The following is a 16,712-nucleotide window of genomic DNA, read 5'->3' on the forward strand; positions in this document are numbered from 1 at the left end:
TTTTGAGCTGGTTTTGCACCTGAATGGGGAGGTCAAATCGAAGTAATGCACCAACAATTACACCGCTATCGCGAGCAGGCTCACTCCTACAGGGGACCGTATTTCAATTGTAGGAGTGAGCCTGCTCGCGATGGCCACGACTCGGTATCACTGAAAAAAACTCAAAAAAAACGGAGCCCGAAGGCTCCGCTCTTTTTCATGCAACCAGCCTGATATCAGGCCAGTTTCTTGTGGCGTACCCGATGTGGCTGGGCCGCCGCTTCGCCGAGGCGCTTTTTGCGGTCGGCTTCGTACTCGGTGTAGTTACCTTCGAAGAACACCGCTTGCGAGTCGTCTTCGTACGCCAGGATGTGGGTCGCGACGCGGTCCAGGAACCAGCGATCGTGAGAGATCACAATGGCGGCGCCCGGGAAGTCCAGCAGGGCTTCTTCCAGCGAACGCAGGGTTTCAACGTCGAGGTCGTTGGACGGTTCGTCGAGCAGCAGGACGTTGCCGCCCTCCTTCAGGGTCAGCGCCAGGTGCAGACGACCGCGCTCACCACCGGACAGGTCCTTGACGAACTTCTGCTGGTCGCCGCCCTTGAAGTTGAAGCGACCGACATAAGTGCGCGATGGGATCTCGTAGTTGCCGATGCGGATCTGATCGGAACCGTCGGAGATCTGCTGGAACACGGTCTTGCTGCCGTCGAGGTCTTCGCGGCTCTGGTCAACGCAGGCCAGTTGCACGGTTTCGCCGACTTCGATGGTGCCGGAATCCGGAGTTTCCTTGCCCATCAGCATGCGGAACAGGGTCGACTTACCGGCACCGTTACCACCGATCACGCCGACAATGGCGCCCTTCGGCATGGAGAACGACAGGTTGTCGATCAGCACGCGATCGCCGTAGCCCTTGGTGACGTTCTTGAATTCGATGACCTTGTCGCCCAGACGCGGACCGGCCGGGATGTAGATCTCGTTGGTTTCCGAACGCTTCTGGAATTCCTGCGACTGCATTTCTTCGAAGCGTTGCAGACGAGCCTTGGATTTCGACTGACGGGCTTTCGCGCCTTTGCGCACCCACTCCAGTTCTTCCTTCATGGCTTTTTCGTGAGCCGACTGCTGCTTGGATTCGGCCGCCAGACGATCGGACTTGGCTTCGAGCCAACCCGAGTAGTTGCCTTCGTAAGGAATGCCCGCGCCGCGGTCGAGTTCGAGAATCCAGCCAGCAACGTTATCCAGGAAGTAACGGTCGTGCGTGATCGCGACCACGGTGCCCGGGAAGTCGTGCAGGAAGTGCTCCAGCCACGCCACGGAGTCAGCGTCCAGATGGTTGGTCGGTTCGTCGAGCAGCAGCATGTCCGGAGCGGACAGCAGCAGACGGCACAGGGCCACACGACGTTTTTCACCACCAGACAGGTGTTCGACCTTGGCGTCCCAGGCCGGCAGACGCAGGGCGTCAGCGGCGACTTCCAGTTGACGCTCCAGGTTGTGACCATCGCTGGCCTGCAGGATCGCTTCGAGCTTGGCCTGTTCGGCAGCCAGCTTGTCGAAGTCGGCATCCGGGTCAGCGTAAGCGGCGTAGACCTCGTCCAGACGCGCTTGCGCATCCTTGATCACGCTGACGGCTTCCTCGACCACTTCACGCACGGTCTTGGTCGGATCAAGTTGTGGCTCTTGCGGCAGATAACCGATGTTCAGATCCGGCATCGGACGGGCTTCGCCCTCGAACTCGGTGTCGACGCCGGCCATGATTTTCAGCAACGTGGATTTACCCGAACCGTTGAGGCCGAGTACGCCGATCTTGGCGCCGGGGAAGAACGACAGCGAAATGTTTTTCAGGATTTCCCGCTTCGGCGGAACAACTTTGCCCAGCCGATGCATGGTGAAGACGTATTGAGCCATGGAGAACCTTGGGTCAGTGACAGATGAATGATTGGAGCGCAGGCGATGCCCGGCCAGACCGATGCGCGTCGTTCACTTGATGGTCATCAATGCGTGCGCGCGGAAAAAAGTCTGATTCTAGGAGCTGGAACGCTCCCGCGTAACCGGCAAAGCTACCTTAATGACGGAAGGCAGTCCAGCCGAGTGGGGCTGGCACTTCGCCACAACTCAAGGCATGCTAGCCGCCCTTCGGGCGTCCGGCTTATAGTGCACGTCGCGCCAGTCCAGCCAAACCGCAGGATTTCAGCTTGTCCAACGTTACCCCGCCAGCTTCTGTGAGCGCGTCCAATCCGGGGACCGGCTCGCCCCTGCGCGGAACACTGAAGGGTGCATTGGCGACACTGGTACTTTTGCTCCTGGCATTGCTGTTCTGGCAACTGCTCGATCAATTGCGCGAGACCCAGAAAAATCAGCGTCAGTACACCATCGACTACACCGCCGACCTCGCCTCGCAGGTCAGCCTGAACATGTCGCTGAATGCGCAAATCGCCCTCAACCTGCTACCGATCGTCGAACAGCCGCAGTCGTCCGACGAACAGCAGGCGCTGCTGCGCAAGCTCCAGCAATCGCTGCCGGACCTGCGCAGTCTGGCCCTGCTCAGCCCGTCCGGGAAAATCCTCAACGACAGCGCCAGCGACAGCCACGACGCCGATTACCTCGCTGAACTGGTGCGCCGCAGCCGCGCCCAGGCGCATTACTTCAGTAACGCCGACGACGGCTCGGTGGTGCATCTGTTGTTGCATCAGGCCAGCGGCAGCACGCGCGGCTACTGGGTATTGCGCCTGACCCCGACCTTCTTCGACTCGCTGACCAAGCTGGGCGAAACCGGCATCCGCCCGTTGTGGCTGGTGGAAAACCGTCTCAACCATCAGATCATCAGCCGCGACGAAGCGCTATCCTCCGCCCGGCCCGGGGTGCTGAGCCCGGACGACATGGCCAACACCGTGCTGACCGTGCCACTGAGCAGCAGCGACTGGCAGTTGCGCGGGCTGTTCGATCGCCAGCGCGTGCTCGAAGAACTGCTGCCGGCGTTCATCGGCAAATGCCTGCTGGGTCTGGCGTTCTCGATGTTGCCGGTGATCGCCCTGCTGAACATGCGTCGCCGCCAGCGCCAGTTGCATGAAGGTCGCCGACGTTATCAGGACATCTTCGAAGGCACTGGCGTTGCGTTGTGTGTGCTCGATCTGTCCGGCCTCAAGCAGGTGTTCGACAAGGCACAGATCCAGACCAGCGACCAGCTCAAGGCCTGGCTCGACCAACCGGCCCAGCGCCAGCAACTGCTGCAAGAGCTGCGCGTCACCGAAGTCAATCAGGTCGCGCTGCAGCTGCTCAATGTCAATTCCTGCGAGCACGCCTGGCAGTTGCTGATCGATGGCCATCCGCACAGCCAGTGCGCCATCGGCAACCAGGTGCTCGACGCGGTTCTGCAGCAGCAAAAACAGCTGGAGCTGGAAATCAGACTGCCGGACATCAACGGCCGCGATCAGCACCTGTGGATGGTTCTGCGCCTGCCACAGGAACAGCACGACTACAAAGCGGTGATTCTGAGCATCAACGACATCACCAGCCGCAAGCTGATCGAACTGTCGCTGCTGGAGCGCGAAGGTTTCTGGTCGGACGTGGTGCGCACCGTGCCGGACCATCTGTATGTGCAGGACGTGATCAGCCAGCGGATGATTTTCAGCAACCACCACCTCGGCCAAACCCTCGGTTACAACCGCTCCGAGCTGCACCAGATGGGCGAGTACTTCTGGGAAATCCTCCTGCACCCGGAAGACGCCGACTATTACCACCGCTCGCGGCAGATGCAGCGGCACGCCGGTTACAGCCAGTTGTTGCAGTGCCAGTTGCGCTTCCGCCATCGCGACGGCAAGTGGCGGCGCTTCGACATTCGCGAGCAGGCGCTGGCCCGCGACAAGCATGATCAGGTCACGCGAATCATCGGCGTGGCCAAGGACATCACCGAGCAGATCGAGGCCAGCGAATCGCTGCGCGACAGCGAGCAGCGCTACCGCATGCTCGCCGAAAGCATCAGCGATGTGATTTTCTCCACCGACAGCAAGCTGTCGTTGAACTACGTCAGCCCGTCGGTGCAGGCGGTGCTGGGTTATGACGCCGAGTGGATCTTCCAGAATGGCTGGCAATCGACGATCGCCAACCCGCAGCAGCTATCCGGCATCTACACCTTGATGGATCGGGTCAGCAAAGCGCTCGACAAGCCTGAGCAACTCGCGCAACTGCGAAGCCAGGTACAGACGCAGATGTTCCTGTTCGACTGCCTGCGCGCCGACGGCCGCAAGATCCCGATCGAGCTGCGGCTGGTGCTGGTGTGGGACGAACACGGCGCGTTCGAAGGCGTGCTCGGCGTCGGTCGCGACATCAGCCAGCAGCGCCGCGCCGAGAAAGACTTGCGCATGGCCGCCACCGTATTCGAGCACTCGACCTCGGCGATCCTGATCACCGACCCGGCCGGTTACATCGTGCAGGCCAACGAAGCCTTCAGCCGGGTCAGCGGTTACGCGGTGTCGGAGGTGCTCGATCAGTTGCCGAACATGCTCACCGTCGACGAGCAACAGGACGCGCACCTGCGCTACGTGCTCAAGCAATTGCATCAGCACAGCACCTGGGAAGGCGAAGTCTGGCTCAAGCGCCGTAACGGCGAGCATTACCCGGCGTGGGTCGGCATCACGGCGGTACTCGACGATGAAGGCGATCTGGCCAGTTACGTGTGCTTCTTCAGCGACATCAGCGAGCGCAAGGCCAGCGAACAACGCATCCATCGTCTCGCTTACTACGACGCCCTGACCCACCTGCCGAACCGCACGCTGTTCCAGGATCGTCTGCACACCGCGCTGCAATCGGCCGAACGGCAGAAGTCATGGGTGGTGCTGATGTTCCTCGACCTCGACCGCTTCAAACCGATCAACGACTCCCTCGGCCACGCGGCTGGCGACCGCATGTTGAAAGACATGGCCACGCGGTTGCTGGCCTGCGTCGACGATGACGACACCGTGGCGCGCATGGGCGGTGACGAGTTCACCTTGCTCCTGCAACACCGCTCCAGCCGCGAAATGGCGCTGAACCGAGCGATTCATGTGGCCGAGCAGATTCTCGCCAGCCTGGTGCGTCCATTTGTGCTGGAAGGTCGCGAGTTCTTCGTCACCGCCAGTATCGGTATCGCCCTGAGCCCGCAGGACGGCAACGAACTCAGCCAGTTGATGAAGAACGCCGACACCGCGATGTACCACGCCAAGGAGCGCGGCAAGAACAACTTCCAGTTCTATCAGGCCGACATGAACGCCAGTGCGCTGGAACGTCTGGAGCTGGAAAGCGACCTGCGTCATGCGCTGGAGCAGAACGAATTCGTCCTGTATTACCAGCCGCAATTCAGTGGCGACGGCAAACGCCTGACTGGCGCCGAGGCACTGCTACGCTGGCGCCATCCGCGTCGTGGACTGGTGCCGCCGGGGGATTTCATTCCGGTGCTGGAAGAGCTGGGTCTGGTGGTCGACGTTGGCGACTGGGTGATCAGCGAGGCCTGCCGTCAGCTCAAGACCTGGCACCAGAATCGGGTGCGCGTGCCGAAGGTGTCGGTGAACATTTCGGCGCGGCAGTTCTCCGATGGCCAGCTCGGTACGCGCATCGCCACGATCCTGCGCGAAACCGGGCTGCCACCGGCGTGTCTGGAGCTGGAGCTGACCGAAAGTATCCTGATGCGCGAAGTCAGCGAAGCAATGCAGATTCTGGCCGGGCTGAAAAACCTGGGCCTGAGCATTGCGGTCGACGACTTCGGCACCGGTTATTCGTCGCTGAACTACCTCAAGCAATTTCCGATCGACGTGCTGAAGATCGACCGTACCTTCGTCGACGGCCTGCCGTCCGGCGAGCAGGACGCGCAGATCGCTCGCGCAATCATCGCCATGGCCCACAGCCTCAATCTGGCGGTAATCGCCGAAGGCGTGGAAACCCATGAGCAACTGGACTTCCTGCGCGAGCACGGCTGCGATGAGGTTCAGGGCTATCTGTTCGGACGGCCAATGCCGGCGAGCCGGTTTGAAGCGCAGTTCAGTAACGACGCCCTCTTCATGTTCGACTGAACATCGGCGGCGCGCCCTTCGCGAGCAGGCTCGCTCCCACAGGGATTGATGTCGATCACAAAATCGCAGGCCTGCCTCGATTACTGTGGGAGCGAGCCTGCTCGCGAAGAGGCCGGCAAAAGCACCGCACATCTGTCATGAACGCCACTTGTCTGCGACATGATGTCGTTTCATATGCCATCCAAAACCCATTGGGTTAGAATGCCCCCCTTTTCTGCCCCCGATCCTTGAGGACCGCCATGTTCAGCCGTGATTTGACTATTGCCAAGTACGACGCCGATCTCTTTGCCGCCATGGAGCAAGAAGCTCAGCGCCAGGAAGAGCACATTGAGCTGATCGCTTCGGAAAACTACACCAGCCCTGCGGTGATGGAAGCTCAAGGCTCGGTACTGACCAACAAGTACGCCGAAGGCTACCCGGGCAAGCGCTACTACGGTGGTTGCGAGTACGTCGACGTTGTTGAGCAACTGGCCATCGACCGCGCCAAAGAGCTGTTCGGCGCCGATTACGCCAACGTTCAGCCGCACGCCGGTTCCCAAGCCAACGCCGCTGTTTACCTGGCCCTGCTGCAAGGTGGCGACACCATCCTGGGCATGAGCCTGGCCCACGGTGGTCACCTGACCCACGGCGCCAGCGTTTCGTCCTCCGGCAAGCTGTACAACGCCGTGCAGTACGGCATCGACGCCAACGGCCTGATCGACTACGACGAAGTCGAGCGTCTGGCGGTTGAACACAAGCCGAAAATGATCGTGGCCGGTTTCTCTGCCTACTCGCAGATCCTCGACTTCCCACGCTTCCGCGCCATCGCTGACAAGGTCGGTGCCTACCTGTTCGTCGACATGGCGCACGTGGCCGGTCTGGTCGCCGCCGGCGTCTACCCGAACCCGGTGCCATTCGCTGACGTGGTCACCACCACCACGCACAAGACCCTGCGCGGTCCTCGTGGCGGTCTGATCCTGGCGCGCGCCAACGCCGAGATCGAGAAGAAGCTGAACTCCGCGGTATTCCCGGGCGCCCAGGGCGGCCCGCTGGAGCACGTGATCGCCGCTAAAGCGATCTGCTTCAAGGAAGCGCTGCAGCCTGAGTTCAAGGCTTACCAGGAACAAGTGGTGAAGAACGCCCAGGCCATGGCCGAAGTGTTCATCGAGCGCGGTTTCGACGTGGTGTCCGGCGGTACCAAGAACCACCTGTTCCTGCTGTCGCTGATCAAGCAGGACATCTCCGGTAAAGACGCCGACGCCGCGCTGGGCAAAGCGTTCATTACCGTGAACAAGAACTCCGTGCCTAACGATCCTCGCTCGCCGTTCGTGACCTCCGGTCTGCGTTTCGGTACCCCGGCTGTGACCACTCGCGGCTTCAAAGAGGCTGAGTGCAAAGAGCTGGCCGGCTGGATCTGCGACATCCTGGCTGACCTGAACAACGAAGCGGTGATCGACGCCGTTCGCGAGAAAGTCAAAGCCATCTGCAAGAAACTGCCGGTGTACGGCGCGTAATCGCGACGTTAAATCCGCAGCATGAAAAACCGGCCAAGTGATTGGCCGGTTTTTTTGTGCCCACATTTTTCAAACGCCTGAACCGCTCAAGAATGGGACTCACCGCACAGCTGGTCAGACCGGTCATGCCAATTCGTCAATTTTCACTTGCGATCCGCAAAAATCCGCGCCTAGACTGCACCCGCACTGGACATACCGGTAAGACCACAATAATTAAGTTCTGAATCTGATGCGCCCAAAGGCGCACGGCAGCCAGGACACCGACCAGGATTCCTCCCATGCTCAGATGGTGCTCGCGTTCAATCTTCCTCCAAGTGGTTCTCGGACTGGTGCTCGGCATCGTCTGCGGGCTGACCCTTCCCGAATATTCCGCTCAGCTCAAACCCTTGGGTGACGGCTTCATCAAACTGATCAAGATGCTCATCGGCCTGATCGTGTTCTGCGTGGTGGTCAGCGGCATCAGCGGCGCAGGGGATCTGAAGAAGGTCGGGCGCATCGGCCTCAAGTCGGTGATCTACTTTGAAGTGCTGACCACCATCGCGCTGGTGATCGGTCTGGTATTCGCCTTCAGCACCGGCATCGGCAGTGGCGCGAATATCCATCTGGAGCAGTTGTCCGCCGCCGACATGGGCGACATCGCCGAACGCGGCCAGCATATGCACACCACCACGCAGTTCCTGCTGGACCTGATTCCGACCTCGGTGCTCGGCGCCTTCGCCGACAACAACATTCTGCAGGTACTGCTGTTCTCGGTGCTGTTCGGCAGCGCGCTGAATCTGGTGGGCGAAGCGGCTTCCGGGATCTCACGGCTGATCAACGAACTGAGCCATGTGATTTTCCGGATCATGGGCATGATCGTGCGTCTGGCGCCGATCGGGGTGTTCGGCGCCATCGCCTTCACCACCAGCAAGTACGGCCTCGATTCGCTGCAACACCTGGGCAGTCTGGTGGGCTTGTTTTACCTGACCTGCATGGCGTTCGTCAGTGTGATCCTCGGCGTGGTAATGCGCGCCTCGGGCTTGCGCCTGTGGCCCCTGCTCAAGTACCTGCGCGAAGAATTGCTGATCGTCATGGGCACCGCTTCTTCCGACGCCGTGCTGCCACAGATCATGCGCAAACTTGAACACCTGGGGATTGGCAGCTCGACGGTCGGGCTGGTGATTCCCACCGGCTATTCGTTCAACCTCGACGGTTTCTCGATCTACCTGACCCTGGCCATCGTGTTCATCGCCAACGCCACCGGCACGCCACTGGCGATGACCGATCTGCTGACGATTCTGCTGGTGTCGCTGATCACTTCCAAGGGCGCCCACGGCATTCCCGGCTCGGCGCTGGTGATTCTGGCGGCGACGCTGACGGCGATCCCGGCGATCCCGGTCGTGGGTCTGGTGCTGGTACTGGCGGTGGACTGGTTCATGGGCATCGGCCGGGCACTGACCAACCTGATCGGCAACTGCGTCGCCACCGTGGCCATCGCCCGTTGGGAAAAGGACATCGATGTGCAACGCGCAAACAAAGTACTCAGCGGTCAGCAGGGCTACACCTTTCAACCGCGTAAAACCGGAACTCCGGCGCACCAGCAAGAGTTCTGATTTTCAACCCCGCAGGAGCTGCCGCAGGCTGCGATCTTTTGATCTTGTTTGCGGCATCCCCTATGGGCTTACGGAGCTAGACAAGTGATCACCACATCAACCGTCGTCAACTCAGTCGTAGAAAAACTGCGCGCCGCCCTCGCCCGCGGTCAGTGGCGCTCCGGCGACATGCTGCCGGGTCAGCGCGAACTGGCCGAACAACTGGGCATCAGCCGCCCAAGCCTGCGCGAAGCGGTGATCGTCCTGGAAACCCTTGGCCTGGTGCGTTCGATGCCGGGCAAAGGCGTGGTGGTGCTCGACGCCCAACTCAGCGACAGCCAGAGCCACGACAGCCCGGTGGCCGGCGCCAGCCTCGAAGACGTGCTGCAACTGCGCTACACCCTAGAGCCGTTCATCGTCGGTCTGGTCGCGCAGTCGATCAGCAGCAAGGAAGTCGGCCAGTTGCGCCTGACCCTGATGGACATGCGCGAAGCCCTTGAAGCGGGCGACAGCGAAGCCGGGGTCAGCGCCTACATCGCCTTCCACGAAGAGCTGTTCACTCTGACTTCGAACCCGATCTTCCAGAGTGTGGTGCAGCAAACAAGCAATGCCCTCAAGCAAAGTGCCGACGTACTGCGCAATTCGCCTGAGCATCTGGCCGAACGCCTGGAAGAAAACGAAGCGGTGGTGCGCGCAATCCGCAGCAAGAACAGCGCTCAGGCCAGCGCCGAAATGCGTCGGCACATTCTGCGCGAAGGCCAACGGATGGGCGTTGAATTGAACATTCCGGATGACAACCTCAGCCACTGATTGATTCACACTGGAGACCGGCCATGAACAGTCTTGCCACGTCGCCGCACACTCGTCAGATGTCGGCCCCCCTGCCCTTCTCTCGCCTGCAGGCGTCGGCAGACGATCTGTACCCGCGGCTGTTCGACGCGATTCTGGACCGGCGAATCGACCCGGCCAGCCGCTTCACCGAAGACAGTCTCAAGCAGATGTTTGGCGTCAGCCGCGCCGATGTGCGCCGGGTGCTGACGCAGTTGTCCCATGAGCAGGTGATTGTGCTGCGCGCCAACCATCGGCCACGGGTCGCCACACCGGATGCCGAGCAGACCCGGCAAACCCTGCACGCCCGGCGCCTGACCGAAGCGACGCTGGCGCGTCTGGCTTGTCAGAATGCCTCAGCGGAGGGTTTGAAACGCTTGCGCACGCTGGTCGAACGCGAACGTCTGGCCGTGACACAGGAACGGCGTGCGGCGGCGATTCGTTTGTCCGGCGAGTTTCATCTGCAGTTGGCCCAGATGGCGGGGAATGCACCGTTGGCACATTTCCTTGGCAGCCTGGTGCCGTTGACGTCGCTGGCGATTGCGCGGTGTGATGGATCGACGCCCGGTTGCTGCGCGTGGCAGGAGCATCTGGCGATTGTCGAGGCGGTCGCGTCTGGGGATATGTCCATGGCTGAGCGACTGATGAATCAACACCTGGATCATCTTGAGCAGACCTTGCTGGGTACAGCCCTTGAGCATTGTGTTGCAGGTTAGACTGCTATCGCGAGCAGGCTCACTCCTACATTTCCCTGTAGGAGTGAGCCTGCTCGCGATGGCGTTATTACAGGCACCACAAACCCATCAGGCAGAAGCTACCCTGGCAAACCCAGCCCGAATCTTCTCTTCCGGCAAATCATCGGCAATAAACACAATCACACTTTCCCGCGCCTCACCCTCGGCCCACTCGGTGTCCCAGTCGAACCCGTAAAGTTTCAGCACGCCCTGAAACACCAAGCGCCGATCTTCACCCGCAATGTTCAGAACACCTTTGTAACGCAGCAATTGCTTGCCGTGCTCTTCCAGCAGCTCGTTCATGAACTCACTGAGCTGATCGATATCCAGCGGCTGGTCTGTGCGCAGCACCAGACTGGAGATGCGGTCGATGGACGGCGCCTTGCTCACCGGACGCAGGCTCACCCCGCCACCGAGGTCGGCATTGAGATTGAAGCCACGCACGTCGAGCAGTTCGGCCAGATCGATGTTGCCATGCTCGACCACGCGGATCGGCGCACGACGATTGATCCGCGTCAGGCGTTCGCTCAGCGCGGTGAACGTGGCCTCATCCACCAGATCGGTCTTGCTCACCAGCAAGCGGTCGGCGAAACCGATCTGCGCCTGGGCGATGGTCTGGGTCAGGTGCTGGTCGGCGTGAGCCGCATCCACCAGGGTGATGATGCCGTCGAGCAGATAGCGCTCGCGCAGTTCTTCGTCGATAAAAAAGGTCTGCGCCACCGGGGCCGGATCGGCCAGACCGGTGCACTCGATCACCAGACGGTCGAAGGCGATTTCACCGCTGTCCAGGCGTTCGAGCAGCAGGTACAGGGCCTTGGTCAGATCGGTGTGGATGGTGCAGCAGACGCAGCCGTTGGCCAGGGTCATGACTTGCACCGGTTCGTCGCCGAGCAACTGGGTGTCGATGCCGGCGTCGCTGAATTCGTTCTCGATCACGGCGATCTTCAGGCCGTGCTCGGCTTTAAGCAGATGGCGCAGCAAGGTGGTCTTGCCGGCACCGAGGAAACCGCTGAGTACCGTTACAGGTATGGGAGAAGACAAAACACGATCTCCTGAAACAAACACAAAACAAATGTGGGAGCGAGCCTGCTCGCGAAAGCGGTGTGTCAGTCAAATCATTCATCAACTGACACTCCGTATTCGCGAGCAGGCTCGCTCCCACAGGAGGATTACCTCAACTGCAGGCTGTCAGCTCAACAGCACTTCGGCCCACCCTTGCCACCGTAACGCGCTTCCTGACGTTCGCGGAAGAACATCTCGTAGCTCATCACCGGTTTGTCCGGGTGTTTGGTTTGCATATGCTCGACGTAGGTGTCGTAGTCGGGCATGCCGACCATCAGGCGTGCGGCCTGACCGAGGTATTTACCGAGGCGACTCAGGTCATTGAACATGGTGCAATCCTCTGGTTACGCGTCCGGCAGGGCCTGGAATGGCGATTCTTTATCCGTTCGCTCTTTTTTGCCCCAGGCAGCGATGCCGACCTTGAGCGCATAGAACAGGATGCTGAAGACCACGAACAGGAACAGCGCAGTGAGCGTTGCGTTGGTGTAGGCGTTGAAGATCACGTGCTGCATCTGCTCGATACTCTTGGCCGGGGCAATGACTTGCCCGGCGGCCAGGGCATCGCTGTACTTCTTGGCCAGCGACAGGAAGCCGATCGCCGGGTTGGCGTCGAACAGCTTGATGAAGCCTGCAGTGGTGGTGCAGATCAGCAGCCAGGCGGCTGGCAGCAGGGTGACCCAGATGTAGCGCTGGCGCTTCATCTTGATCAGGACCACGGTGCCGAGCATCAGCGCGATACCGGCCAGCATCTGGTTGGAGATACCGAACAGCGGCCACAGGGTGTTGATGCCGCCCAGCGGATCGATCACGCCCTGATACAGCAACCAGCCCCACATCGCCACACAACCGGCGGTGGCGATCAGGTTGGCAGTCCACGATTCGGTGCGCTTGAGCGCCGGAACGAAGGAGCCGAGCAGGTCCTGCAGCATGAAGCGCCCGGCACGGGTGCCGGCGTCTACAGCGGTCAGGATGAACAGCGCTTCGAACAGAATCGCGAAGTGGTACCAGAACGCCATGGTGTTTTCACCCGGCAGGACACTGTGCAGGATCTGCGCGATACCGACCGCCAGGGTCGGCGCGCCGCCGGCACGGGCGAGGATGGTGGTTTCGCCGATGTCGTGAGCCACGGCTTGCAGCGCCTCCGGCGTGATCGCGAAGCCCCAGCTGCTGACCATCTGCGCCACCGATGCGACGTCACCGCCGACCACGGCGGCCGGGCTGTTCATGGCGAAGTACACGCCCGGCTCGATCACCGAAGCGGCAACCATGGCCATGATCGCCACAAACGATTCCATCAGCATGCCGCCGTAACCGATGTAACGCGCGTTGGTTTCGTTATCCAGCAACTTCGGCGTGGTGCCCGAAGAGATCAGTGCGTGGAACCCGGACACCGCACCGCAAGCGATGGTGATGAACAGGAACGGGAACAGACCGCCCTTCCACACCGGGCCGGTGCCGTCGACGAACTGGGTCAGCGCCGGCATTTTCAGCTCGGGCATGGTCACCAGAATGCCGATCGCCAGGGCGATGATGGTGCCGATCTTGAGGAACGTCGACAGGTAGTCGCGTGGCGCGAGGATCAGCCACACCGGCAACACGGCGGCGACGAAGCCATAACCGATCAGCATCCAGGTGATTTGCACGCCGGTGAAGCTGAAGGCCTTGGCCCACACCGGATCAGCGGCAATCTGCCCGCCGAGCCAGATCGAACCGAGCAGCAGCAACACACCGATGACCGAGATCTCGCCGATGCGGCCCGGGCGGATGTAGCGCATGTAGATGCCCATGAACATCGCGATCGGGATGGTCGCCATCACGGTGAAGATGCCCCATGGGCTCTCTGCCAGTGCCTTGACCACGATCAGCGCCAGCACCGCGAGGATGATGATCATGATCAGGAAGCAGCCGAACAGGGCGATGGTGCCGGGGATGCGGCCCATTTCTTCACGCACCATGTCGCCCAGGGAACGGCCGTTGCGCCGGGTCGACATGAACAGAACCATGAAGTCCTGCACCGCGCCCGCCAGCACCACCCCGGCAATCAGCCACAGCGTGCCGGGCAGATAACCCATCTGCGCCGCCAGTACCGGGCCGACCAGAGGTCCTGCGCCGGCGATGGCCGCGAAGTGGTGACCGAAAAGAATGTGTTTGTTGGTTGGAACGTAGTCCAGACCGTCGTTGTTGAGCACGGCGGGGGTGGCCCGACGCGGATCGAGTTGCATCACATTGTTGGCGATGAACAGGCTGTAGTAACGGTACGCGACCAGATAAATAGCCACTGCCGCGACCACGATCCACAAGGCGTTGATCGCCTCTCCTCGGCGCAATGCCACTACGCCCAGGGCGCACGCTCCTACGATTGCCAGCACTAGCCAGGGTAAGTGGCGTAGCAGGCTATTATTATTTTTCATTTTATTATTCCAGCCAGGGTGGACAAGAAAGACAGCCACCCCGAGTTTAGCGCTTACGGCGCCAAAGGCCATACCCCGACGTTGGTCTAGACGGCTCGTTGATTGGCAGCCACCCGCGAGTCGGGTCTATAGTCAGCGAACTCTCCCGAGGATTGCGCCATGAGCGAACACCCAGCCAATCGCCGTCGCTTCAAACGTATTGCGTTCGATGCCAGAACCGAGTTGCGCCAAGGTGAATATATCTGGCCGGTGAAACTGATCGACCTGTCGCTCAAAGGGCTGCTGATCGAACGGCCGGAGCCGTGGCTTGGGGATAGGGAGCAGGATTTCTTCGTCAACATTCATCTGAGCGATGATGTCGATATCGAGATGGATGTACACCTGGCTCACGAAGATCACGGACAACTAGGCTTCGTCTGCCGGCATATCAGTCTGGAGTCGATCCAGCGCTTGCGACGGTTGATCGAGCTCAACCTGGCTGACGAAGCCGAGCTTGAGCGCGAACTCGGCGCCCTGATCGAAATCTAGCCATCAATACAAATCCCCTGTGGGAGCGGGCTTGCCCGCGAAGAAGCCGTGTCAATCAACATTGATTTCGACTGACACACCGCTTTCGCGGGCAAGCCCGCTCCCACAGGACTATTCGAACAATGCGTCGAGCGCCTGTTCCAACCGGGTCACGGCAATGATCTGCAACCCCGGCGGCGCCTCTTTCGGTGCATTGCCCTTGGGCACGATCGCCCGTTTGAAGCCATGCTTGGCCGCTTCCTTCAAGCGCTCCTGGCCGCTCGGCACCGGACGCACCTCGCCGGACAAACCGACTTCGCCAAACACCAGCAGATCATGCGGCAACGGCCGGTTGCGCAGGCTCGACATCACCGCCGCCATCAACGCCAGGTCGGACGCGGTCTCCAGCACCTTCACCCCGCCGACCACGTTGAGGAACACGTCCTGATCATGGGTCGGAATGCCGCCATGGCGATGCAATACCGCCAACAACATCGCCAATCGGTTCTGATCAAGGCCCAACGTCACGCGCCGTGGATTGGCCAGATGGCTGTCATCGACCAACGCCTGCACTTCCACCAGCATCGGCCGGGTGCCTTCCCAGGTGGCCATCACCACACTGCCCGGGACTTCTTCCTGGGCACGGGTGAGAAAAATCGCCGAAGGGTTGGAGACTTCTTTCAGGCCCTTGTCGGTCATGCCGAACACGCCCAGTTCATTGACCGCACCGAAACGGTTTTTCACCGCCCGCAACAAACGCAAACGGCCATCGGATTCGCCTTCGAAATACAGCACGGTGTCGACCATGTGTTCGAGAACCCTTGGGCCTGCCAATGCGCCTTCCTTGGTGACGTGACCGACGAGGAAGATCGCGGTGCCACTCTGCTTGGCATAACGCACCAGCAGCGCCGCACTCTCACGTACCTGCGAGACGCCACCCGGCGCTGATTGCAACTGTTCGGTGAAAATGGTCTGGATCGAGTCGATCACCATCACCTTGGGTTTTTCCTGACGGGCGGTGGCGATGATGGTTTCGATGCAGGTTTCGGTCATCACCCGCAGTTGATCCTGTGGCAGCCCCAGACGCCGGGCGCGCATTGCCACTTGCTGCTGGGATTCTTCGCCGGTGACGTACAGCGCCGGCATGCTCTTGGCGAGGTTGCACAGGGTCTGTAACAGAATCGTCGACTTGCCGATGCCCGGATCACCACCTATCAGCACCACCGAGCCATCGACCAGACCGCCACCCAAAACCCGATCCAGCTCACCGGACGCGGTGGAGAAGCGCGGGATCTCCTCGATGCTGACTTCGGCCAGGGTCTTGATCTGCGCTTGCTGCCCGGCCCAGCCGGTACGCCCGGTGGGCGCCGTGGCCCCGCCGCTTTCGATCATGGTTTCGGTCAGGGTGTTCCAGGCGCCGCACTCGCCGCACTGGCCCGCCCACTTGGGAAAGGTTGCGCCGCACTCGGTGCAGCCGTACATGCGCTTGGCCTTGGCCATCTGGATCCCCCGGCAAAAACCGCGATGATAACGCAGCCACCGCTCAGCGCGGCGCGGCGGTACGGATTTCGCCGTTGGCCAGACGCGCGGCGCTGTTGCCCAGCGGGTCTTCGGCATTAAGATCGGCGCCCTTGGCCTTGAGCGCGTCGAGCAGTTCGATGCGCTTGAACAACCCGGCGTACATCGCCGCAGTCTGGCCTGCGCCGTTGCGCTGATCGGGGCTGCAATCGGTGGCCATCAGCCTTCGAGCAATCTGCATCTCGCCTTTGAAAATCGCGCCCATCAGCGCTGTGTTGCCACGTTGGTCCTGCGCGCAGGCATCAGCGCCCGCCGCCAGTAACCGGTCAACTGCCGCACCCTGGCCGTGATACGCCGCCAGAATCAAAGCGGTGTAGCCCTTGCTGTCGCGGGTATCGAGGGAATAACCGGACTCGATAAAGGTCTCGAGCATCGGCACATCACCACGCCGGGCGGCATCGAAATAGTAATCCTGCAACTGCGCCTTGATCGCCTCGGGGTTCTGTTCGGCCAGCGCTGTAAATGACAGGCAACCGAGCAACAGTAAAAGAAAGGCACGCATAAACGCTCTC

Annotated in this window: 12 protein-coding genes; 6 read left to right on the forward strand and 6 right to left on the reverse strand. The window is 60.9% G+C overall.

The annotated features are described in order from the left end of the window. Positions 1-215: 215 nt before the first annotated feature. A complete protein-coding gene (ettA, locus tag ACM6I7_RS26525) occupies positions 216-1,880 on the reverse strand; it encodes an energy-dependent translational throttle protein EttA (RefSeq protein ID WP_003228391.1) in 1,665 nt (554 codons plus the stop codon). 287 nt (positions 1,881-2,167) lie between these two features. Here ettA and morA point away from each other — a divergent pair, with 287 nt between their 5' ends. From morA to ACM6I7_RS26550, 5 genes are all read left to right on the forward strand, one after another. Continuing rightward, positions 2,168-6,016 (forward strand): cyclic di-GMP receptor MorA, encoded by a 3,849-nt coding sequence (morA, locus tag ACM6I7_RS26530; protein ID WP_183784152.1) that lies wholly within the window; start codon positions 2,168-2,170, stop codon positions 6,014-6,016. A 239-nt stretch (positions 6,017-6,255) separates the two neighbouring features. Next, on the forward strand, positions 6,256-7,509 hold the full coding sequence (gene glyA / locus ACM6I7_RS26535; RefSeq protein WP_003228394.1) for a serine hydroxymethyltransferase: 1,254 nt from the start codon (positions 6,256-6,258) through the stop codon (positions 7,507-7,509). 278 nt (positions 7,510-7,787) lie between these two features. Continuing rightward, positions 7,788-9,101 carry a C4-dicarboxylate transporter DctA gene (locus ACM6I7_RS26540; RefSeq protein ID WP_414889557.1) on the forward strand — a complete coding sequence of 438 codons (1,314 nt, stop codon included), beginning with the start codon at positions 7,788-7,790 and terminating at the stop codon, positions 9,099-9,101. A gap of 84 nt (positions 9,102-9,185) precedes the next feature. After that, entirely contained in the window at positions 9,186-9,890 is a 705-nt protein-coding gene (locus tag ACM6I7_RS26545) for a FadR/GntR family transcriptional regulator (RefSeq protein ID WP_414889558.1), read from the forward strand. A gap of 23 nt (positions 9,891-9,913) precedes the next feature. Then, on the forward strand, positions 9,914-10,624 hold the full coding sequence (locus tag ACM6I7_RS26550) for a GntR family transcriptional regulator (protein WP_414889559.1): 711 nt from the start codon (positions 9,914-9,916) through the stop codon (positions 10,622-10,624). An 87-nt stretch (positions 10,625-10,711) separates the two neighbouring features. Here the strand turns inward: ACM6I7_RS26550 and yjiA are convergent, their stop codons facing one another. The 3 genes from yjiA to ACM6I7_RS26565 form a co-directional block, all read right to left on the reverse strand. After that, entirely contained in the window at positions 10,712-11,683 is a 972-nt protein-coding gene (yjiA, locus tag ACM6I7_RS26555; RefSeq protein WP_414889560.1) for a GTPase, read from the reverse strand. Positions 11,684-11,835: 152 nt separating this feature from the next. Further along, entirely contained in the window at positions 11,836-12,033 is a 198-nt protein-coding gene (locus ACM6I7_RS26560) for a YbdD/YjiX family protein (RefSeq protein WP_003228401.1), read from the reverse strand. A gap of 15 nt (positions 12,034-12,048) precedes the next feature. Further along, positions 12,049-14,115 (reverse strand): carbon starvation CstA family protein, encoded by a 2,067-nt coding sequence (locus ACM6I7_RS26565; RefSeq protein WP_007963766.1) that lies wholly within the window; start codon positions 14,113-14,115, stop codon positions 12,049-12,051. 159 nt (positions 14,116-14,274) lie between these two features. On the opposite strand from ACM6I7_RS26565, the gene ACM6I7_RS26570 reads away from it, so the two are divergent. Beyond that, on the forward strand, positions 14,275-14,643 hold the full coding sequence (locus ACM6I7_RS26570; protein WP_103367278.1) for a PilZ domain-containing protein: 369 nt from the start codon (positions 14,275-14,277) through the stop codon (positions 14,641-14,643). 111 nt (positions 14,644-14,754) lie between these two features. On the opposite strand, the gene radA is transcribed toward ACM6I7_RS26570, so the two are convergent. Both radA and ACM6I7_RS26580 read right to left on the reverse strand, forming a co-directional pair. Then, complete coding sequence (radA, locus tag ACM6I7_RS26575) at positions 14,755-16,122, reverse strand: DNA repair protein RadA (RefSeq protein ID WP_007963764.1); 1,368 nt, start codon at positions 16,120-16,122, stop codon at positions 14,755-14,757. Between the two features lie 43 nt (positions 16,123-16,165). Beyond that, a complete protein-coding gene (locus ACM6I7_RS26580) occupies positions 16,166-16,702 on the reverse strand; it encodes an ankyrin repeat domain-containing protein (protein ID WP_097089277.1) in 537 nt (178 codons plus the stop codon). Between the last annotated feature and the right edge of the window lie 10 nt (positions 16,703-16,712).

This window comes from Pseudomonas sp. IT-93MI4 (genome assembly GCF_949767635.1).
GTDB classification, from domain to species: domain Bacteria; phylum Pseudomonadota; class Gammaproteobacteria; order Pseudomonadales; family Pseudomonadaceae; genus Aquipseudomonas; species Aquipseudomonas putida_A.